The sequence below is a fragment of the Calothrix sp. CBUCES-K 9914 genome, from assembly GCF_059640475.1.
This window is the reverse complement of sequence record NZ_JBXXZH010000037.1, coordinates 13992-35933: the sequence shown is the minus strand read 5'-3', so window position 1 is coordinate 35933 and position 21942 is coordinate 13992. Positions and strand designations below refer to the sequence as shown.

16 protein-coding genes are annotated in these 21942 nt (G+C 34.5%); all 16 read right to left on the bottom strand.

Annotated elements, in window-relative coordinates; genetic code table 11:
• Positions 1-27: 27 nt before the first annotated feature.
• Positions 28-594 (bottom strand): class I SAM-dependent methyltransferase, encoded by a 567-nt coding sequence (locus AC2JBO_RS11240; protein WP_496953736.1) that lies wholly within the window; start codon positions 592-594, stop codon positions 28-30.
• Between the two features lie 74 nt (positions 595-668).
• Complete coding sequence (locus tag AC2JBO_RS11235; RefSeq protein WP_496953735.1) at positions 669-1037, bottom strand: EamA family transporter; 369 nt, start codon at positions 1035-1037, stop codon at positions 669-671.
• Positions 1038-1098: 61 nt separating this feature from the next.
• Positions 1099-3315, bottom strand: coding sequence for a glycosyltransferase family protein (locus AC2JBO_RS11230; RefSeq protein ID WP_496953734.1), 2217 nt, complete (start codon positions 3313-3315; stop codon positions 1099-1101).
• A 65-nt stretch (positions 3316-3380) separates the two neighbouring features.
• Entirely contained in the window at positions 3381-4073 is a 693-nt protein-coding gene (locus tag AC2JBO_RS11225; RefSeq protein ID WP_496953733.1) for a glycosyltransferase family 2 protein, read from the bottom strand.
• A gap of 106 nt (positions 4074-4179) precedes the next feature.
• Positions 4180-5340 carry a glycosyltransferase family 4 protein gene (locus AC2JBO_RS11220; RefSeq protein WP_496953732.1) on the bottom strand — a complete coding sequence of 387 codons (1161 nt, stop codon included), beginning with the start codon at positions 5338-5340 and terminating at the stop codon, positions 4180-4182.
• Positions 5340-6275 (bottom strand): class I SAM-dependent methyltransferase, encoded by a 936-nt coding sequence (locus AC2JBO_RS11215; RefSeq protein WP_496953731.1) that lies wholly within the window; start codon positions 6273-6275, stop codon positions 5340-5342. The genes AC2JBO_RS11220 and AC2JBO_RS11215 overlap by 1 nt, the downstream gene beginning before the upstream one ends.
• 20 nt (positions 6276-6295) lie before the next feature.
• Positions 6296-8614: a glycosyltransferase family 4 protein gene (locus AC2JBO_RS11210; protein WP_496953730.1), complete on the bottom strand. Its 2319-nt coding sequence runs from the start codon at positions 8612-8614 to the stop codon at positions 6296-6298.
• The gene (locus tag AC2JBO_RS11205) at positions 8611-10158 is read right to left on the bottom strand and encodes a class I SAM-dependent methyltransferase (protein WP_496953729.1); all 1548 of its coding nucleotides are present in this window, start codon (positions 10156-10158) and stop codon (positions 8611-8613) included. The genes AC2JBO_RS11210 and AC2JBO_RS11205 overlap by 4 nt, the downstream gene beginning before the upstream one ends.
• Before the next feature lie 10 nt (positions 10159-10168).
• Entirely contained in the window at positions 10169-11434 is a 1266-nt protein-coding gene (locus tag AC2JBO_RS11200; RefSeq protein WP_496953728.1) for an ABC transporter ATP-binding protein, read from the bottom strand.
• Positions 11435-11457: 23 nt separating this feature from the next.
• On the bottom strand, positions 11458-12534 hold the full coding sequence (gmd, locus tag AC2JBO_RS11195) for a GDP-mannose 4,6-dehydratase (protein ID WP_496953727.1): 1077 nt from the start codon (positions 12532-12534) through the stop codon (positions 11458-11460).
• Positions 12535-12663: 129 nt separating this feature from the next.
• Positions 12664-13509, bottom strand: coding sequence for an ABC transporter permease (locus AC2JBO_RS11190; RefSeq protein ID WP_496953753.1), 846 nt, complete (start codon positions 13507-13509; stop codon positions 12664-12666).
• Positions 13510-13618: 109 nt separating this feature from the next.
• Positions 13619-14803, bottom strand: coding sequence for a glycosyltransferase family 4 protein (locus tag AC2JBO_RS11185; protein WP_496953726.1), 1185 nt, complete (start codon positions 14801-14803; stop codon positions 13619-13621).
• A 778-nt stretch (positions 14804-15581) separates the two neighbouring features.
• Positions 15582-16595, bottom strand: a complete 1014-nt coding sequence (locus AC2JBO_RS11180; protein ID WP_496953725.1) for a phytanoyl-CoA dioxygenase family protein — start codon at positions 16593-16595, stop codon at positions 15582-15584.
• A 12-nt stretch (positions 16596-16607) separates the two neighbouring features.
• Positions 16608-19310, bottom strand: coding sequence for a glycosyltransferase family 2 protein (locus tag AC2JBO_RS11175; protein WP_496953724.1), 2703 nt, complete (start codon positions 19308-19310; stop codon positions 16608-16610).
• 69 nt (positions 19311-19379) lie between these two features.
• Positions 19380-20096, bottom strand: coding sequence for a class I SAM-dependent methyltransferase (locus AC2JBO_RS11170; RefSeq protein ID WP_496953723.1), 717 nt, complete (start codon positions 20094-20096; stop codon positions 19380-19382).
• A gap of 107 nt (positions 20097-20203) precedes the next feature.
• Positions 20204-21937, bottom strand: a complete 1734-nt coding sequence (locus tag AC2JBO_RS11165) for a coiled-coil domain-containing protein (RefSeq protein ID WP_496953722.1) — start codon at positions 21935-21937, stop codon at positions 20204-20206.
• Positions 21938-21942 lie beyond the last annotated feature (5 nt).

The window sequence follows — 21942 nt, the reverse complement described above, 5'->3', positions numbered from 1 at the left end:
ATAAGATTACACAGAAGATAAAATAAGTTAAGTTTTGCTTTTGACAACAGTGCAAAAATTATTCATCCAAAGTTGAAAGTACTTGTGACGAAAATTTTTAAAGCCACTTACATCTATCAATACTTCTTTAAGTTTGTTACGATTATAGTATCTTTTGTGGTCGCGTATTTCAGCTTCGCTTACTATTTTTAAATTGTACGCAATAAATTCAAGTATTGGTTGAGACCAAACTGAAGGAACCGTTATAATCAAAATTCCTTCAGGAGCCAAAACTCGATATATTTCTTTAAGAATTTCTTTCTCTTTTTCAATATGCTCTAATACAGCTAGCATTGTTACAACATCAAAACTTTCAGTTTCAAATGGTAAGTAGTTTTCTAATCTTTGCTGTCTTGTTTCAATATTTAAAAACTTGAACTCTGTAACTTTGAAATCTACACCATATCCCTTCTCTATATAAGGAGAAACTGCCTTCAAAAAGGTAGCAGAAGTCCCACAACCTATATCTAAGAGAATAGACTTTTTTGGAATATGGGGTAAAACCCTTTGAAGACGCATCTGTCTAAGTACTGGTTCTAGAAAGGCTTCGCTCATTGCTCCTCCGATTGAATTTTTTAATTAAAATGTATAAAGATAGTAACTACAGTATAAATATAAGTCAGATGTTTTTATCTTTGATAAATTACCAAGACGACTCCCAATGTAATAAAGCCTAAACCTAGAAGACGTGTTACTGGAACATTTTCTCCAAATACAAAGCATCCAAGAATAACTGAGAACGCATAAACTAGAGATAGGGATGGACCTGCAACGCTTAGTTTTACTCTACTTAAAAGCATAATATAAACTATCGTGCCAAGAGCATAGCACGTTAAACCTGCTAACAGTTCAGGTGTGGTAGCAATATTCAGAATGAAGTTAATGTTATTTACTGGATTTACTTTTCCTAACTTGACGGCGCCTGATTTAAGAAAAAACTGGCCAGAGGCACTAGATACAACGGACACAAGCAGTAAAAAAAAATCCTGTATGTTCATACGAAACTCCTCACACCATTAATTGAATGAACCAATTTTTATTATTGCACTAAATTACGGCTTAAATATTAGAGGTAATAGTAATATCTAGCTTAGGAGACTCTGCTTGTTTATCGCTGAACCAAGCAACCGACTCCTGCACCATAGATAAAACTAAAGTGTACTTACCTGGTTGATTTGGTGTCTTAATTATTGCATTGATTGCGGCGGATTCTCCTGAAGGCAGGTCAAAAGGAAGGGCAGTACGTTCGCCATCGCTTACTACAACTTTGCCATTCATATCTAACCAACGGTAAGAAAAGTTTGTAGTATTACGTCCTATATTTGACCAGATAAAATTGCTTTTGTTCTTAATCACAAAAGGTATCTTATACGTTGAACCAACCTTTAAAGATGTTATTGTGTTAGGAATTTTTATTTCTTGTGAGAAAATCTGATCTTTGAGTAATTGAGATTGTTTCGGCTGTTGATTTACTACATTAATATTTAACTCGTACAGTGGCTTACCAGTAGAATTAGTAAATTCACCAAGTCCTTCACTAATTAAATCAAATGTAAGCTTGTATATCCCAGGATATTTAGGAAAAATGATAGCAGCAATTGCCTCACTTGATTCGTGCTGTTTGGGTGTACCAGAAACGTATAATCTAACTTCGTTAACTAGTTTATTATTTTCGTCATAAAACCGACCTCTTACCCTTACTTCGCCTTTTTCCAATGTGGACTTATAACCAAACCACTTTGATAAACCAGTATTTTCAAGCTTAATTGTAATAATTTCTTCAGAACCTGGTTTGACTGAAATAGATGAACCTAGAGGTTGATTTCTACCTATAACTTGCTTTATTTTTCCACTAAGACCAGTAAGATAGGCTGGCTGGTCTATAGGGGGTCTAATAATTTTATGAAAGACAGCTTTAGCGTTCCTCTCTATCTGACTATCTCTTAAGCTCCAAAGTCTATACTGGTATTCATTTTTATCAATATTTAAAGGAATTGCATTCCATAAGTAACCAGGATTAGCTCCAAAAGCACCAACAAATTGAGTAAAAGTAGAAAATATTAATACTATTGTAAAAATAATTATATTTAGTTTAGTTAGTTGAGATAATTTGTTAATCTTTTTTAACTTAAATGACATTAAATAACCAATTAAGTAACATGTAATGGGTAGTATATCAGTTGTGAACCTTGCTCCATAAGAATGCCCAGCCCACCAACATACATAGAAGAAATAGCTAAAAAGTAAAATTAGAGCAGAGACCGCCATGCACCCTATTAGCTTTTCATCCTTACCAAACCTTGCCTGAAAGACTTTATAAGCTCCTGGCAAAGAATACAAAACAATTGGAGATAAAATTAGTAATCCTCTACTAGGACTAATAAGTGTTCCTAGTGATGCATTAATAAAGCGATTCAAAGTAAATTCATATGGCGGTGCATTAAATAATCTAGAGTATCCACCAGTAAAATTGCCAAAGTAGTATAAGTTCCATGCAATACTTGGTAGTGCTGAAACTAAACCTAAAAGGAAGAAAACAGATTGATAGCGATAGATAAAAATTGAATATATAATAGCAGCAATTGTATACAGCGTACTTGTTGGGCGGATACCAGGCAATAAACCACATGCTACTCCCGCTACTATTAACCATATTCTCTGACTTTTTGTCGAAGCTCGGTTAGCCTTTAGAAAAGAAAATATTGTAAATATAAGTGTTAAATTTAAGGCAGTATGTTGCCATAATCCTTGAGAACTAGTCATCCAAGTATTAGTCGCAAAGGCAAATATAAATGTGGAGAGTAAACAGGCGACTCTTGTAAATTTTAGTCTTAAAGATAAATATAATATTACGATACTGATAACAGTAGTAATAGTAGCTGCAAGCTTTTCAAAAAAAACTCTATACATCTCGAAATTTGGAGATGTCAAATCTAGTGTTACTCCTCCATAATTGTATATAAGTTTAATATAAGCATAAAAAACAACATATAAAGGAAAAGTAACAATAGCTGTTCCTATAGGATAGGCTGAAACTAAATGACCATTTATTCCTTCTGTAAAAAAATAGCAACTGCCACTACTTTCGTTACAAAAAAAACTTTTTCTAAAAAGATCAAAATTCCAAGTATGGTTTTCTAAGAAGTTGAATGCTAATAATGTATTTGGTACTGTATCACCACTAGCTATTGTTACTCCATTACCGAGATATACTATAACGGAGATTAGAATTATAGCAACAATCTCAATTGCCGTAGTTTTATTTTTTTTATTCATTTATATATGTGGTATTAATAGTTGAATGTTAAAAGCAAAGACTTACACTTACAAAGTATAAACTTTTATTTGATAAAAAAATTATATTTAAAAATGCACCAAATAGCTTGAAAACCATCTTTCCAACCTATCTTTTTTCCTTCCTTATAAGTTCGACCGTAATAAGATATACCAACTTCATATATACGACAGTCTAGCTTGGCAAGTTTAGCAGTAATTTCAGGTTCAAAGCCAAAGCGATTTTCTTCAATTTTTATAGATTGAATGATTTCTCTACGAAACGCTTTATAACAAGTTTCCATATCTGTGAGATTGATGTTAGTAAACATATTAGATAACATTGTTAAAAATCCATTTCCAACTCTATGCCAGTAGTAAACAACTCTATGAGGTCTACCACCTTGAAAACGGCTGCCAAAAACAACATCTGCTTTATTATCAAGAATGGGTTGAATCATTATTGAGTATTCTTTAGGGTCGTACTCTAAATCTGCATCCTGCACGATTACAATATCACCTGTCGCAGCCGCAAATCCTGTACGTAAAGCGGCGCCTTTTCCTTTATTTTTAGAATGATAAATTACTTGATCTACTTGAGCTTCTATTTTTGACTTTAAAAGCTCTCGTGTTCCATCTTTAGAATAATCATCAACTATAATAATTTCGCAGTTTTCAACTGGAGACGACTTCACAAATTTGACAACTTCACCAATTGTCCCTAGTTCGTTATAACAAGGAATAATGACGGATAACTTCATACAACGAATAGCTCCTTTCTACACCATGTATATTGTTGAAATCAACGCTTGTTCAATTTATTAATATAACTTCAAACTTTTTATTTATATGTAAATAAAAAATAATTTAATTTACTAATTCTAAATACATTTCTTCGATTTTTGCCCATACATAATTGTTGTTAACAAACTTCTTTCCCTGTAAACCTAATTGCTTTCTCACTCCTTCATTTAATATTTCTATAGCTACTTGAAACTCAGCTTCGTTTGTGTACCAAACTCCACCCTGCGCTCTGCGACATTGCCCCACCAAAACATCGCATTTCCCGTTGACTAAAACAGATTTACCTACTGACCATGCTTCTAACAATACCATAGAGAGACTCTCATAAGGTGACGGCATTATCAGCAAATCACAAGCAGTTAAAGCATCCCATTTAGTCTGTTCATCTACAAAACCCAAAGAAATAATATCTGCATGTTTAGGTATTGGCATTGTTGGTTTACCTAGTAAAACCAATTTTGTAGAAGCACTTTCCTGTTTGGGTAAGTTTAGAAAGTAATTAAAAAGCTCTTGGCATCCTTTGGAAGGGTCAATTCTACCAATGTATAGAAAAAACGGTTGATGTATATTGTATTTTTGTCGAAATTTTTCTGGATTATAAACTGATGGTGCTTCTACTGCTACCCCAGCAATTGAACCCTCTATTTTAGCTTCAGGAAAACGTGCTTTGATAAATTCAAATTCTTCTACTGTATTAAAGATGAATCCACGAGGTTTTTCAAAGAACTTATCCCACATACTCATATAAATTGTCCATTCATTATGAGCCAAAGGAGCAAGATAAGCTTTTTGTGCTACTAATGGAAGAATGAAGTAAGTTGTAGCGTATAAATACGTAAAGAAAATGAATGCATCGTATTCATGTTGATGATTTTTTACATAATCAATCATTTCCAAAGAAAATGGCCCCTGTGCTTGCATCCACCTTTCTTGCTCGTTTATAGATGCTGAGTGCAAACGAGAACAGATATTGTCAGATAAACGATTAAATGCTTTAATATCCCGCTGCTTTGTAACTGGAAAACGTCGCACTTTAACTCCCAAAACATCTGCAATTCCTGAAGAATAGTTATTTTTCCAAGAAATATAGTCTAATGCACAGGTTGTTAATATTTCAATATCCCAATATTTAGACATTCTTTGTGCAATTTGTAAACAGAGACTTTCAGCTCCACCATTTACCTCTAATCCACATCTTTGAACGACGAATGCAACTTTAGTCATTATTCTATCTCATTAGGAGGATAACTTCTGTATAAAAAGGAAGGTTTCTTATCACCTCCTGTATCTTTGTTAATTGCTTTTACAAAAATATATTGTCCTAAATCAAATTGTCTATTTTTTAACAGAGGTACTAATGTATCAACTGAGCAATAATTATTACTGAAATTAGCATGTACATCCGCAGTGAACATAGTCTCAATTGTAAATCCCAAATAATTCAGTAATAAATGTAACTCATGCTTATTATATTCTCGATTGTGTCTTCCATAGGGACCGTATGAAGAGTATGGGTCATATATATTGGCACCAGCGATCATACGAGCAACATTTTCTAATCGACTTACATTTGGTGTAGTCAAAATTAAAACTCCATTTGGTTTTAGTACCCTCTTAATTTTTTTTATAACGGCAACTGGGTCTAAAAGCAGATGTTCGATAATTTCACAAAATAAAACAACGTCAAATTCATCATCATCAAAAGGAAATTTATCAGCTTCTATATTAAAGTGATTAGAATTTAACTGGGCTGACACAATTTCGCTAGAATGTACATCTTTATAAGCTACTTTCTGAGTAATCGTATCACCTATATGTGAACCAAAATAATTGGCTAAAACAAGTTTTAAACTTGTAAATTGTTGCAGTAATATAGTAGTGAAATAAGGATTTGCGCCTAATTCAAGACATTTACCTGATAAACCTTGTACTAGTCCATAAGTATAAACAAATCGACGAAAATCTTCTCTACAATAATTCTCCATTTCTTGAGGAGGCGCATCCTCAACTCGTACAGAATTGAGAATATAAAACAAACTTTTCTCAGATATTCCAGCTGGTAACGGCAACTCTGGACGTAAGGGAAATAAATTTTCTACTGGTTTTGACATTAAATTGTTCACTCGACCAACTTTTTTGAACAATTTTTGCAATTTCATGATGTAACTATTCATGGTAATTATCGCTCTATTTGTGAAATTAAACGGTTTAAGACATTGTGTATATTTTGCGGGGTAAATCTATTTCGTACACTACACTGTGCTTTGATTATTTTTGCACGTAGCTTCTGGTCTCGAGCAATGAGTTTAGCTAATGCTGCTACCTGAATTAAATCATCTTTAGTGGTGAACATTAGACCTGCTTCACCCAATGTTTCTGGAACAGCAGTACTTTTATAAGCTAAAATCGGAATATCGAACCACATAGCCTCTACTATTGGCACGCAGAAACCTTCATGCTCGCTCATTGACCAGAACAAATGTGCTGTTCGATAATAAGCTAATAACTGAGCATCGTTTACCTGTCCTGGTAAGATGACAAAATCTGCCAGGTTTAATCGATTAATTGTATGAATCAAATGCTGGTAATATGGGTCGTTAACATCACCATATCCAACAAGAATGATTCGTGCTTCAGAGTCCATTGTTAAATAATGCGCGAAAGCTTCCAGCAAATCATCTTGTCGCTTATTGGGAGCTAGACGACCCACGAACAACAAATTAGCTTTACCGTCTTGTAGCTTTCGCATTAATTCAGCATCTGCTGATATATCCCACTTACTTGGATTTACCATAATTGGCAAAACCCCTGGTTGAGGAAAACCGCTCGCAGCAAGTTCAGTAGCATTGTACTGTGAATCTCCAACTGATATAGGGAAGTACAGCGATAGTTGTTTTAGGTCTGCCCTACCTTTTTCTAAAATTTTTGCAAATTCCGGTCGGTAAGGTGCAAAAAATTCTGCTGGTGTAATGTTATGGTAAATTAAACATTTAGAACTTGGATGAGCAATAGCATAATCTGTTAACTCAGAACCAATTGAATGGTGATAAATTAAACCTGCTTGGCTATTAATACTTTTAGAATTGAATATTATTGCTTCATTGGCAACTAGCTCATCTCGGTATCGAACATAAATATCCGATTTGTATCCACAATCTCTTAAGTAGTCTCTAATTGCTATTGCATGGTTAGATATTGCATCACCATAAGCCAAATTTGGTAAAAGTTGATGAATTTCCTGAAACCTTCTAGCTTTCTGCTTTTTTATACTAACTACTGGTTGATGATAAAGCCCTAATACTTGTTCGTAACGTTGAATAACTTTATCCCACACAGCATTTTCTTGAGCATAAGTATAGCCTTTCGTTCCAAGGTCAGTCATTATTTCTTCGCTAAGGTTGTCTACTTTTGCAAAAAGTTCCACCCATTCACTTTCTGTTTTTGCTGTCCAACCTCCCTGCGCGGACTTGACGGCCATTGCAGTTGCTAAACAATCTCCATGCACCGCAACAGGTTTTTTGTAAAACCAAGCTTCCATCATTACGCGCGAGTAACTTTCGTTCTGGCTTGGTTGAAATAAAGCTAAACAATTATCTAGTAATGCCTCTTTTTCGTTATCTTTGACTAAACCTAAATCAATTAAGTCTGAAGTAAAGCTATCAAAAGATGTATTTCCAGACCCTGCTAGAACTAATTTAAGACCAGAGCTTGAATATTGCTGTTTAAAGCTTGCAAAAGCTCTAACTAATAAATCTGTATTTTTTGTAGTGTCTCGACGTCCCAGATAAAGGATAAACTGCTCTTGTGTTGGCTGAAAGTTTCCAATTTGAATACTTTCCTGATGATTCTCCTGTATCTCTACACCTTCACCAACTACAATGCTTTTACAAATAATGCCTGGTCCATACAGTTGTTTCGCTAGTTCGGCTTCACCTTCACTATTAAACAACAACGTTTTTGCTAGATGGAAAATATTTGCAACTTGAGGTAAGTAAGCATAAACTTCGTTATGCAAGCAAGGTTGTAAAAATGCTTTATTTGCAACAACTGGTAAACTATTTAAAATAAGTCCATATAGATATGGTACAAAAACAAATGCATGATATTGTTGTTGTTTTACTTTTAAAAAGTTTATTAAATCGTCAGAATTAATATTCTCGGAAGTAAATTGCTCTGAAGCCTCTGTGCTAACCGGGCTAACTCCTGGTTTTAGTGTAGAGCGCTGTAGAGTTAACATAAAACTATTAACTTGATCAAAAGTGTATCTATCGCGATTATTCACTTTAAATCTACGAACTGTAACACCTTGCTCCTCTGTTACCCCTGGTTTTAAATGATTAACACTCCAATCTTCATGAAAGGAACGGCAACAAGTTGTTAACACCTCAACTTGATATCCTTGGTTAGCAAGACGTGTAGCAACCTGCCAGACTTGTTGTTCTGCTCCTCCTTTTAAATCTTTGCCAAACCAAGGAGTGACAATTGCAATTATAGTCATATCTTATACCCTACCACTGCGTAATCTTGTGCCCCGTAAAAATAATCATTAAAACGTTCAGCTTCCGCAGAACCACTTAGTTTTAAAGTATCCGGATAAGGATGAAGTTTTAAAATATTAACTCTACACAATCCAACGAATTCAGCAAGAAATTTGATAGTAATACTGGGTAAAGGATTGCGATGAGTCGGGTCAATATAAAAATTATGGCTACCTACTAATACATTTTCTGGATTGGGAGTTTCAAAAATAACTAACCCCTGTGGTTTTAAAACCCTTAATGTTTCAGTAAATAACTTTAATATATCTTCAAAAGCTAAATGCTCTATGATATGAAAACCTGTCACGGCGCCTAAGCTTCCATCTGGCAAAGATTGCATACACTTAATTACATCTTCTTCTATAACCTCTAAATCTCTACTCCGACATTGCTCTAACATTACCCGATTAGTATCTATACCTTTCGCAGAGTATCCAGACTCCCTCAATAATTCTAACCATTCGCCACGTCCGCACCCTACATCTAAAATAGGTGTATCTAATTTACCTATTTTTGCTTCTTCTATTAAGGGTAAATAAAATCTTAATCTTTCATTAATCTCTTCTTTACTACCTCTAAACTGATCCTCGAAAGCAACATATAACGCATCAAGTGAATGTTTATGTTCATCTACAAAATCTTGTATTTGATTTTCATTTAAAGATTGAGGTAAATTTTTACGTGCTTCTTCTAAAAATAAAGTTATCAAACGTTTTTGTTGCGATAAATCATTTTTAAGGTAACTGTCGTTTTGAATGTAGCGTTCATCCATATACTGACAACGCTTCTCCAATGCTTTAACTTTATAATCCATACTTTGAATACTACTATCTGTAGTATCTAAGCGTGCGACTATTTGTTGAACGCTATTATCTGTAGTATCCAAACGCGCGACTACTTGTTGAACGCTATTATCTGTAGTATCCAAACGCATAGCTACTTGTTGAAGGTTGCTATCTGTAGTATCTAAGCACGCAGCTACTTGTTCAACGCTACAATCTGTAGTGTCTAAGCAATTACTTATTTGTTGGACACGATTATCTATGTGATGTTTTAATGCTTGCACATTGTTTTCTGTAGATATTAAGTGTTGCTGTAGTTGCATCTTCAGAATACTTATTTCTTCACTCAACTGCTTGTTTATTGCCACCGACTCTTTAAGTGACTGTATTAAATTAAAATTAACTTCCCTTTGATCTTTAAATAATAGATTAAATATTTTTAAGATAAATTTCCCTAATAAATTGCCAATATCTAATGGCAATTTATTAAATTTTTCAGGAATTTTTGAACGAATATAAGCTCGTAATTCTGCATTTTTGATCAACGCTTCAATATACGCTATGTTGATATTATTTTTACTTGTATTACTTCCAAAAGAATTAAAGTTATTACTAGATATAACATCCAGAGGTGAAAAATTCTTTCTTCGTTTACTTACTTCCTCCGTAATTCTTTTCCTTAAATCATCTACATCAATTTCTGGATTAGTTGATTCAATCATATAATAATACCTACTTGCTATATAATAATTTAAATTTTTCATACTGGATTGTTGATTTTAAATCAACAACACCATCACAATGGATAGAATTATAAACTTCAAACACGATTAACTCGTCAATCCAATCATAACTAATACCTTCCTCGGAATGTACTCCTACTGTTACTGTATACACACCTTTATTTAAATGACAAGGGACTTGAAAGCATACTTTTATTTGCTCACTTGTATTCATTTCTGGTAATTTGACATCAAGAAGCTTAGTGTTTGTTCCGTAAATTACTAAACCCATCAAATTCCTAATAGAAATGCCTACTACTAAATCAGAAACGTAGCAGTTAGATTCTAATACAATTTCTATACCAAAGGGTAAGTCATTTAGTAATTTAATTTGCTCTTTTTGTTCAAAGTCTAATATTTTTACACTTTTAATATTAACGAGTTTATTACCATGTCTATGTAATTTCTCTGATTCTGTTTCTACAAAATCTTCGTAATTTTCTATTAGTTGTATTTCTTCAGTTTTGTCTTCGCTAGTTTGATCTGAACTTAATAAAGCAATATAATGATTTACGACATCTTTCGGATTACCTACTTCTAGCATTCTGCCATGTTCCATCAAAACTGCACTCTGGCATAGCATCTTGACGCTAGATGAATCGTGCGAGACAAATAAAATAGTTACTCCCTTTTCTTTAATTTCTCGAATACGCTTCATACAGCGCGCTTGAAACTTTGCATCGCCTACAGCTAATGCTTCATCTACTATTAATATATCTGGATTAACGCTTACAGCTACTGCAAACGCCAATCTTACATACATACCACTAGAGTAAGTTTTTACTGGCTCCTCAATAAAATCTCCAATATCAGCAAACGCTGCAATTTCATCAAACTTAGCTTCTATCTCTTCCTGACTCAACCCTAAAATTCGTCCATTAAAAAATACATTCTGGCGCCCAGTAAATTCAGGGTTAAATCCACTACCAAGTTCTAATAAAGCTGATACTCTCCCCCGAACATGTACATTGCCAGTGGTTGGTGTAAGGGTTCTCGCAATAATTTGCAGCAGGGTGCTTTTACCGGAACCATTTTGACCAATGATTCCTACAGTTTCACCAATACATATTTCTAAGTTAATATCTCGCAGTGCCCAAAACTCAGTCGCATAATTCTTCCCTGGTAGTAAAACTTCCTTAAGCTTGTCTACCGGGCGCCCATAGCGCTTGTAACATTTCGAGACATTTTTGAGTGAAATTGCTAACTCCTCGCCCATGACACCACACGTTAATAAACAACCTAAATCATTGCATTAACTAAACTTTTCCGGATAATAGCATTATCAAGCGCACTCGATAACCCCTCTCCATTTTGAACCAAGCCTAATGCCTGTAAATCAGCTTCAACCATCATCTTTACTAGTTGCTCAAAGCTAACCGATGGTTGCCATGACAACTTTTGCTTTGCTTTAGTTGCATCACCAATTAATAAATCTACCTCAGTTGGGCGCAAATAGCGCGCGTCAAACTCAACATAATTTTCCCAGTTGAGATTGACATACCCAAAAGCAATCTCCAAAAACTCTTGTACTGAATGCGTTTCTCCAGTCGCTACCACATAATCATCAGGTACATCTTGCTGTAGCATCAGCCACATTGCTTTGACGTAATCTTTGGCATAACCCCAATCACGTTTGGCATCTAAATTACCCATGTAAAGCTTTTCTTGCTGTCCTGCTAAAATACGCGCGACGGCTCGTGTAATCTTACGAGTAACAAATGTTTCACCGCGTCTCGGAGATTCATGGTTAAACAAAATACCATTGCAAGCAAACAATCCATAGGATTCGCGATAATTAACTGTTTGCCAGTGAGCGAATACTTTAGCACAAGCGTAAGGACTGCGAGGGTAAAAAGGGGTTTCTTCGGATTGTGGAACTGAGCGTACTTTACCAAACATCTCAGAAGAACCTGCTTGGTAGAAACGTACCTCAATGCCTGTTCTTTGCTGATAATCGCGTATTGCTTCCAATAATCTTAAAGTTCCCATACCTACCGCATCAGCAGTATACTCAGGAGAATCAAAACTTACACGCACATGGGACTGGGCGCCCAGGTTATAAACCTCTTGTGGCTTTACCTGTTCAAGAATACGCCGCATCATTGTGCCATCCGTCAAGTCCCCATAATGAAGAAACAAACGCGCGTCTTGATCGTGTGGGTCAGTATAAAGATGGTCGATACGGTCGGTATTAAAAGTTGATGTTCTGCGGATAATACCGTGAACTTCATAGCCCTTGGACAGCAATAGCTCACTCAAGTAAGAACCATCTTGACCTGTAATACCCGTAATTAGCACCCGCTTACACTCTGTCATACTCGTTCATCACTCCTACACAATAAACACCAAGCTAGTTGATGTTTGGTTTTATTTATTACACAAGTAAACTTGTGTAATCAGTTCAATATCGGGTTAATGTTTAGATAGATATTAACTAACGATAGGTTATAACACATCAGCGAAGGCTGGGCGTAGTCTTCTATACACCCACAACCCCATTACAAAGATTACAGTAGATATGGTGGAAGCAACAGCCAACTCTCCCCAGTGCTTAACCTCCCCAACTAAAATTACATCACGATAAAATTCGGCAATTGCAGTTATTGGGTTTAACCAAAAAACCCAAACGCGCCACTCAGAAGGAATTGCTGATGCCGGATACATTATTGGAGTTAAGTAAACCCAAATGTTTAACACTACTCCTAACGTTTGAGGAATATCTCGCAAAAACACCGTTAGCCCAGCAGTTAAGTATCCCAAGCCCGCTGTTAGTAATAACTGCGTTATCCAAACCAACGGTAGCAATGCTAGGGTTACGTGTAAAGTGTGAGATAATGCAGCTACAAAAAAAATCAACGCCATTAATCCAAAAGAACTTTCAATAAACGTTGACAAAATCGGCACTAGCGGTAATAAGCTCAAAGGGAAAACTACTTTTTTTACCAAATTCGGTTGCCCTACTACGGCGCCAGCAGCTTGCATTAGCCCGCCTGTGAAAGCAATCCAAGGTATTAATCCAGCAAACAACCATAAACCAAAGGTAAAATTGTTGTCTGGTAATCCAACTAGCTTTAACTTAACCTTCAATACAACTGAGAAGACGTAGGTGTAAATTAATAACTGTGATAACTGATGGACAAGCGGCCATAGATTTCCCAAAATAGAACCTTTGTACTTTGCCTCTAAATCCCGTCTAACCAAAGTTCGTAATAAATCGTACTTTGCCCACCAGACCTCGTTTACTGGTAGTAAACGCCTTAATTTTCTGGTTTTATGAAATACACCTCGTATTTGTTGAATCAATTGACATCTCCTCACTCATTATCTAGCTGCTATTTTTGGTAATCAATTTGATACATAAGCTCTATGATATTTTACTAGCATTTGGGTAATATTCTATTTATACTTCAATCTTGACTCTTGGTTCTATAAGATTCCTGTAGGCTTTTAAAGTTTGTCTTGCCGTCCTTTCCCAAGTAAATAATTTTGCTCTTTCCTTTCCTTTGGCAATTAATTCTTGACGCAAATGTGAATCATTAATAATTTTTAGAATTGATTCGGCTAATTCAAGTGGTTCCGAAGGATTAACGAGTATAGCTGCATCTCCTGCAACTTCTGGAATTGAAGAACAGTTAGAACTGACAACAGGCGCCCCTAAAGTCATTGCCTCTAGTACAGGTAGTCCAAACCCTTCATAATGAGATGGATACACAAAAACATCAGCTTTAGAATAGAATAGCGCGACTAACTCATCAGATAAATAGTCAAGATGATAAATATTATTACTCCAAGGAGAATTGTGAATAGCTGTGAATATTGGTTCGTAGTGCCAGCCTTTTTTGCCTATTAACACTAAATTATGAGGGATATTATATTTTGACTTTAAATAATTAAACGCTTCAATCAAAGCACTAATATTTTTTCTTGGCTCAATTGTACTAACAAATAATAGATATGGTCGTGAGAAATCATAATCAAACCTCTCTAAAAGCATTTCAGTCTTTCGACTTGACAGACTATTAGAATGATAACGACTCGCAAGCGGCGTTACATATATCTTTTCTGGGTCTACGTGCAAATAGTCAACAATATCTTGCTTAGAACTCTCAGAAATAGTCATTACTAAATCTGTCCACTTCAAGCAACGCTGCACTTTTTCTGTATATTTAGAGACCACAGAATCTACATATTGTGGATACTTCATGAAAGTTAGGTCATACAAGTTCATGACCTTTAAGCTTTTACGACATGGGTACACAGAATAGTTTGTGCCATGAACGATGTGAGGAGAACCAAAATATTTCTCGAAACAAGAAAAAAGAGATTTATTTTCTGTAGCTAATAATAAATCTGATATCCTGACTGGCATTGGAAAAAAATTTAAGTCTGAGTGTGATTTGAGACAATCTGGAAAACTTTTGCTACCACGTAACCAGCTTTTTAATCCAGGTTGAAAAACTAGCCCTAAGCTAAAATTTTCAGTGTTTTGCAAAGTACTCAGAGAATTTATTAAATTAGCTACAAAAAACCCTACACCACTAGGCTTAGGATCAACTGGAGTTGCATCAATTACAACTTTTAACATGGGAAAAATTACCACTCATTAACTATTGACTCGTATAATTAATCTGTATTATTCAATTTAAAAATTACCAGAAGCAACGCCAAAGCAATAATGGCTTGTTGACCATTGACTAAATGCAAGTCAGCTAAAATTAATCTCTGACTTACATTCATAAAGTTTTATGCGCCTAGATTAATACTAGTACATCTATTAAATTTACACTTTTATAAGTATAAATTTGACTTATGTTAACAAATCTAAAAGTTACAGTTAAGTATATAAAGTTACCATTAGTCATCAAATGAGCATTGAAACTTATTGTACTCAAACAAGATAGCAATTGCCGCTACTAGTAAATACCGTAAAATCACTGTAATTAATTATTCTCCATAAAGATTAAAAAAATCTCAATGATTATACTTAGGTCAGGAATATTTGACCCGACGAGACTTGCCAACTTCGGCACCGATATACCCTGCATTCTCCCCTATAACCGATATAAGTTTGAATGCGTACAAAGTAGCATATAGATACAAAGCTTAATGGTCGTACCCCCCTATTCACGTACTACTATAAAGTTATTCGTAATATTCTATACATAATCCGTAAATATAGATAATTTATTTTCTACGTGACGGCTATGCTAAGATTATGCGTTCCTGTTCATACGGGCGCCTGCGAAAAAACTCATCTAAAACCGCCAACTCTAATCGCGATAAAACATCAGTATCTGTTACGTCAATTATACTGGAAACAGGTACAACAGTTTGTTAACACAAAATCAATTAAGTATTTACACTTATTTATGAAAATAGCTTATAACTTTTTTTGCTAAAAATCTCAAATCAAAACCTTTACTTTTTGATAAAGTTATGTTAGCTTGTTGATTTTCTTGATTTGCTCTATCGCCAAGCTGAGTTTCCAGTTCTTCAAAATTATTTTGAATAGAATTATGAATATCCTTAAGATTTTGACCGTTGTATTTATGAGGCACTATTTCACCAGTACCAATATTCATTATTTGCCTAAAAAATATTTTATTTATAAATGCATCTGACAACATAGGAGTATAATATATGCACTCAGAGAAAAAATAATGAGTGACTTGGCTGTGACGGCTTCTGGTACAATCTAAAATTGGACTACCTCCATGTAACAAATTTGCTGACCAAATAACTGCTTGACCTTTTCGTAGGTTAACATCGACTTTTTTAAGTTTTAAATTTTCAATTGTAGATTGGATAAATCTCTCATAGATAGGGTAGTACTCATAGCTTGTTTGGCTACTACCACTAAGTCCAATATGATGTAAATCAAAAATAGGTAACTTGTGACTTCCCGGATAATAGTGAAGAGGACCATTGTTTGCGTCAATATCTTCAAGTGCTACCCAAACACCACACATAAATCTTGCTGGGAAGGTATGAAAGTGTATTGTATCACTATGCGTTGCTTGCTGGGTTCCTTTACAAAAATTTAAGGTTTGAAAAGGAATTGGTTCTCGTTGATAAAGCACTCTAAGTAACTCTATAATTTTTGAGTGAAGTGCAATTTTTTTGACATACACATTATCACACCATGCATCTTGTATCCTTACGTCTTTATACTTTGGAGATAAATCATCTATTATTCTTTTAGATATTACTTCAAAATCATCTAAATCTAAATCTATAATTAAATAACCATCATCCGCAAAACTCTGAACCAACTTTTTTGTAGATTCATCTAAATTAGAAAGATTGATTAACTGGTCAAAAAATGGAGAATCTACCCAAGGTAAATTTAGCTTTGGAATATCTTTTGTCGAACTCATATTTGCCTATCCTTAACTGTTGCTTAATTTCTTTTTAATTTGAGATAATAATTCTGGATTGAAAGTTTGTTCCCATGAAGACGACCAATTAACTTTTGAACCTGCTAGACGCGAATTCCAATCACGAGTTAATATTGCAGCTTTTACTATAGTTTCTGCAACTGAGTCCATTGTTGGTTCTGCTGCCAATATATTTGTGGATATATCCCTCATTCGGTTCGCAGTTTTATTTAAACAGGTATTAGTTACGACTATCATACCAGCCGCCGCCATTTCTAAAGGTAGTAAACTAGGGTGAGGAGTGTACATTAGTGCTAACCCTAAATCATGTTCTGGAAGCAATTGACGGTATTCGTCTAAGCTGACTTTGCCTAACATTTGTAAAGAACGTCCGTTCGCTAATGGTACACTTGGCTTTAATAGTTCAGTCCCTATACCATAAAATTCCCACTCTTCTGCATCAAAGGCGCCTAGATGTATCGCTTCGTTAAGTGCCATCAACCCAATTTCAAACATATTACGCGCGGCATGAGCTTCGGGACGACTGTAGAAAAGTAATTTTTTAACTGTTCTTTTAGGCGCCTCTATTGGTAAATCAAAAGTTTGAATTGCATTTTCAAAAGATGATATAAGTGGTGAGTGTTTGACTCCTGGTGCAAATACTCCAATACGAGAAAGTTGAAAATACTCCATCAACAAACTTGTGGAAAATAATGCGGAATGGGGAAAATCGTATGATTGACGAGCAATAGCAAAGTAAGAACCCATTGCAAATGTAAACGGCTCAAATTCTTGAACAAAGTATAAAAATTCTGGATGTCCTAGTTGAGTACAAGCTTTGTGAGCGATATGAGCAGTCCACCAAGTTGTAGCAATAAATGAGTCAAGTTTATTAACTTTTAACACGAATTCACGGTTATAATGAAGCGAAATTTCAATCGTGCTTAGTAATTCCTCTAAACCCGGGTAGTCAATCATACCTTGAGTAACTTTTTTCGGATCAAAATCACAATTATCAACAATCACAAAACGAACCTTCAAACCAGTTTTAGCTAGCAGCATTGCAAAGTTGAATTTACCAATGTATCCGCCGAATAAATGCTTAAAATTAATTTCTGGAATCAAAAGGTTAACTGTAACTGGTTGAGACTCATCAACTTCCAACGTCAAGGGTGCGATTTTTGTTTCGAGCGCGGTTTCAAAGATATTTTTTTGATTAAGAGTAAGATGATTGGGTTGTGATACTGATTGTGATACTATACCTGAACTACGCTTGGCAGGGAATAAGCGGTTTAATAAAAGTGCAAATCTCTTAGTAACAGTTACCAAAACACGAGATTGAAGTAATCGCCATTCTGCGTGGTTAGTTGTATGTGTATTGATTAATAATATATGCTTGTTGAGCAAAAGGAATATAGAAGACCATCTGTCATTGAACATATCTAAAGCTGATAAATCTACTATAGCTTTGTCTTTAACTCGAAAACGTAGATTAGCAGCCATTAACTCTAATCTCCGAAACTCATTTTGATAAACATCCCATCCTGTTTGAACATAATTCTTCAATTTTTGTTTAATAGAATTGGGAGCGCTAAAAATCAGACCACTTGTTCGCTTTGCAAATTTTAATAAACGTTTTGATGGAGAAGCAGCTTGGAAATCAGTGTGACCAATGATATTTGAACCATGCTGTATATAATCGTACAACGGTTCATCGATATAAGCTATCCTTCCTAAAGAACGCGCGACAATTGATAACCATTGGTCATGAAATATATCCCCTATTCTATGGGGAAAAGGTAATAAGATTTGTAATAGTTCTCGACGAAATAAACAAGCGGCGCCTGTAACGGTATTTGCTAGCAATAGCATCGAAATGTCTTCATAATAGTTTTGCCGTTTAACCCAGTAAGTGTTAGAAATAACCTCTCCATTAGCTTTGACAATTCTCATATCGGAATAAACAAGACTAACGTCGGGTTCCATACGAGCTAAACAACGACTTAACTTATCACTGTACCAATAATCATCTTGGTCTGAAAATGCAATATACTGGGCAACATTACCAACCCTCTCCAGCGCTCTTTCAAAATTTTTGTAGAATCCGAGATTCGACTTATTACGAAAAACGTAGATGCGTGAGTCTTTTTCGCAGACCTGACAAATTTCTCGAAACGATTTTTCTGTAGACCTATCATCATTAACTACAAGTACCCAGTTTTGATGAGTTTGATTTATAATCGATTGTATTTGCTTCTCAAAACTATCAACTTTGGGGTTATAAGTAGCCATGCAAATAGCAATTAGTGGTTCATCATGATAATTTTCATCTAACTTTTGTGGAATTGTTTCGACTTCATTTATAGCTTGACAATACACATAACCCATGTCTAAAGAATATACACAATCCACATAATAAAAAATTAAGTTCAACTTCAATTTTTTACCAATATCGTCTTGTGTAAATGGAATCATCCCAGAAAAACCAGATGACAAACTTTGATAGCCAGGACATGTTGATTTATAATTAGCAAATATATCTAACCGCAAATCACTGGTATGCGTTAATGAATAGGTTTTTTCATCGATACATAATGAAACCCCTTTAATCTGCTTTTCTTCATCAAAGCACCAACCGGAAAATGGTATATACACACCTTGTCCAACAGTTACTTTACTTGGTATTGGGATATTAATTGAATAATTTATTGACATGTTAATTACCTATAAATTAAATTAAGTTAAATTAAATTATTTTTTTTATTAAATACAAGCCGATTTAAATCAAGTTTTTCTACTAATGAAAACTTCTAAAAATTCGGCATCTAAACCCATTTTTGGGTTTTTAACTAAATGTACTGTTGTGAATAAACCGCTATGTTGATAAATGTAATCAGTAAAATCTATACCCCAATCGAAAGTTACTAAAGAACCTTTAGTATCTATAGGATTACCATGATAAACAGGCTCTTCTAAATATTGAATTTCATTATCCATAAACTTTGCTCTTTGAACTGTTTTTCCTATATGAGGATACCAAGGTATTGTAAATACATGCCCTCCTCCTGGTTTCAAGACGCGACTTATTTCTTTAAAAGCTTTATCTGGGTTCATCACATGTTCAAATACATCTTGAGTTACTATTAAATCAAAACAATTATCTTCAAATGTCATTTCTTCCAAGTTTTCGCAGCGAATATTATATTTTGATTCTCCAGGTTTAATATCCGAGAAAAAGTGACTTTCAGTATATTCTGGACAATTTCTTTTAATATAGTCCGAGCATGGTCCTGCTGGAGAAGATTCGTGTATTTTGAAACTTTTCCATGTTGGGTAGTATAAGTTTAAGGCATTAGCCAGCGCGCGTTGTCTAGGAATTGAGTAACATTCTAGACAAAAATAATAATCGCGAAGCCAATCTTGCTGTTTTATAAAAAAAACGTTTTTTTCACAAATAGGGCAAAATCCGTCATGAATTTTATTATTAATATAAAACTTCATAAACTGTGGAAATGTTAGTTGCGACTTCCGGTAATTATGATATAATGTATATATTTTTAACATTTAAAATATACCTCTTTACAAACAAAATTGAGTTAGAAGTTAAACTAGAAACCAAAATGTTTTTTAAGTTTTAACCAATTTGTTCTTAACTGCCAAAACTTACTTGTTTGGATTTTTCGTAATTCTTCTTGGGTCTCAGAAAGCTGTGAGCGTAAAGCAGTTAGCTCGGTCTGAGTATTTTGAAGTTGAGTTTGCGATACCTCCAGATTAGTTTGAGTATTTTGAAGTTGAGTTTGCGATGCTGCTTGATCTTTTTGAATGTCTAATAGTGCTAATTTAAATGCTTCTAGCTTCGTGTAAGATGTTGTTAACCAATACAAAAAACTTGATGCTTTATTTTTATCAAGTTTAAGTTGATTTTCATCTAAAACTGGATAGATAGTATCTATAATATCAATAAAATTATTTGATGAATCTAATGTAATTTCATCTAAAAAAGCTTGCAGTTGATCATAATAATGTGGTCTTAATGGTTCTAGAGTTAAACCAGGAGAATGCAAGCCCAGTTTTTCTAAACTTGATTCTAAGACGCTCATTGTATGAAAACGTTCATAATGACCTCTAGCATAACCGGATTGTTCCCGTAGAACTTGAGGTGTCAAGGTTTGTAAATAATTGTATAGTTCGTAAGGCTTTTGCCAAAAATATGCTTCTGAGTAAATAATATCAACTCCAGCAAGTAAACGAGAATGGTAGTTATTATGACCAATCATAGGTGTTCCAGAACCCATAACTTCAACCGATGCTCTTGCTCCAAAAATGGGAAAAGAACTTATATATATATCTATCCTTTGCTCATGCATTGCCTTCCATAGACTTTTAACCCAAGGAATATAAACAAAGTTGTCTTGTGGAATTCCCTGTTTTTTCAGACTATCATAAATTCTGTTTAAAACATAATCACTGAAGTTGCCTATATGTACATGCACACCTTGAGTAGAGTTCAGAATTTTTGGTATTTCATCGAAGTAAGAGTACAAATAAGGGTTTTCAAACTTTTTATGGTTCCCTGAAGAACAAGTTCTAAGTTTTCCCTCTGCGAAAAAAGACGATTCTGTTGGACGTGTACCTAAGTCCTCAATCGCTAAAGGAATATATAAATTATTAGCAACTCCTAAATTATTACGACAGTTATAAAAACCAAATGAATGTAAATCTATATGCTGGGCGTGGGATAAATATAAGCCTAAACAAAGCTGATGATCGCAATGATGATAAAAAAATAGTTTAGGTGTTATGCTAGACTGTACCGCTGCTATGGCAACAGCATCTTGCCAATGGTTAAAAAGAAATACCTGGTTTCCCTGTTGTTCAATTAACTCAGACTGTAGCCATATAAGTTTATCGAGCAAGCTAGTTGTCGGCGCCCATTTGATAGTTACCGCAAGAGACGCGAAACGATTTTCGATAACATCACGTTGAGCAGTATTAGTAATGTCAGTAATTAAAATTAAGTGCTTCTTGTTAGGCGCCGCTTTGATAAAATCTTCAAGTACTGCCGTGTGACCTCCTGTATTATATAGTTCTGTTGCTATATATATTGAAGTATCTAAGGGTTGATTGTTTAAAACAAAATTTTTATGATGCTTTAAAGTATCAGCACCAATTATCTGGCAGAGTTTATCCAAAGTTGCCGAGCCATAAACTTTAATAGTCGCTCGGCTATCATCAATTATATATTCTACTAGGTTTATAATCGAATTCAACGCTAAATTGAAATCACCAGCTTTGATATTGTTATTAATTTCTAACTCAAACTTATCTAAATTATTATACATATTAT

Coding starts and splice junctions, on each gene's coding strand:
- AC2JBO_RS11240 (WP_496953736.1), bottom strand. CDS start 594: ATGAGCGAAGCCTTTCTAGAACCAGTACTTAGACAGATGCGTCTTCAA.
- AC2JBO_RS11235 (WP_496953735.1), bottom strand. CDS start 1,037: ATGAACATACAGGATTTTTTTTTACTGCTTGTGTCCGTTGTATCTAGT.
- AC2JBO_RS11230 (WP_496953734.1), bottom strand. CDS start 3,315: ATGAATAAAAAAAATAAAACTACGGCAATTGAGATTGTTGCTATAATT.
- AC2JBO_RS11225 (WP_496953733.1), bottom strand. CDS start 4,073: ATGAAGTTATCCGTCATTATTCCTTGTTATAACGAACTAGGGACAATT.
- AC2JBO_RS11220 (WP_496953732.1), bottom strand. CDS start 5,340: ATGACTAAAGTTGCATTCGTCGTTCAAAGATGTGGATTAGAGGTAAAT.
- AC2JBO_RS11215 (WP_496953731.1), bottom strand. CDS start 6,275: ATGAAATTGCAAAAATTGTTCAAAAAAGTTGGTCGAGTGAACAATTTA.
- AC2JBO_RS11210 (WP_496953730.1), bottom strand. CDS start 8,614: ATGACTATAATTGCAATTGTCACTCCTTGGTTTGGCAAAGATTTAAAA.
- AC2JBO_RS11205 (WP_496953729.1), bottom strand. CDS start 10,158: ATGATTGAATCAACTAATCCAGAAATTGATGTAGATGATTTAAGGAAA.
- AC2JBO_RS11200 (WP_496953728.1), bottom strand. CDS start 11,434: ATGGGCGAGGAGTTAGCAATTTCACTCAAAAATGTCTCGAAATGTTAC.
- gmd (WP_496953727.1), bottom strand. CDS start 12,534: ATGACAGAGTGTAAGCGGGTGCTAATTACGGGTATTACAGGTCAAGAT.
- AC2JBO_RS11185 (WP_496953726.1), bottom strand. CDS start 14,803: ATGTTAAAAGTTGTAATTGATGCAACTCCAGTTGATCCTAAGCCTAGT.
- AC2JBO_RS11180 (WP_496953725.1), bottom strand. CDS start 16,595: ATGAGTTCGACAAAAGATATTCCAAAGCTAAATTTACCTTGGGTAGAT.
- AC2JBO_RS11175 (WP_496953724.1), bottom strand. CDS start 19,310: ATGTCAATAAATTATTCAATTAATATCCCAATACCAAGTAAAGTAACT.
- AC2JBO_RS11170 (WP_496953723.1), bottom strand. CDS start 20,096: ATGAAGTTTTATATTAATAATAAAATTCATGACGGATTTTGCCCTATT.
- AC2JBO_RS11165 (WP_496953722.1), bottom strand. CDS start 21,937: ATGTATAATAATTTAGATAAGTTTGAGTTAGAAATTAATAACAATATC.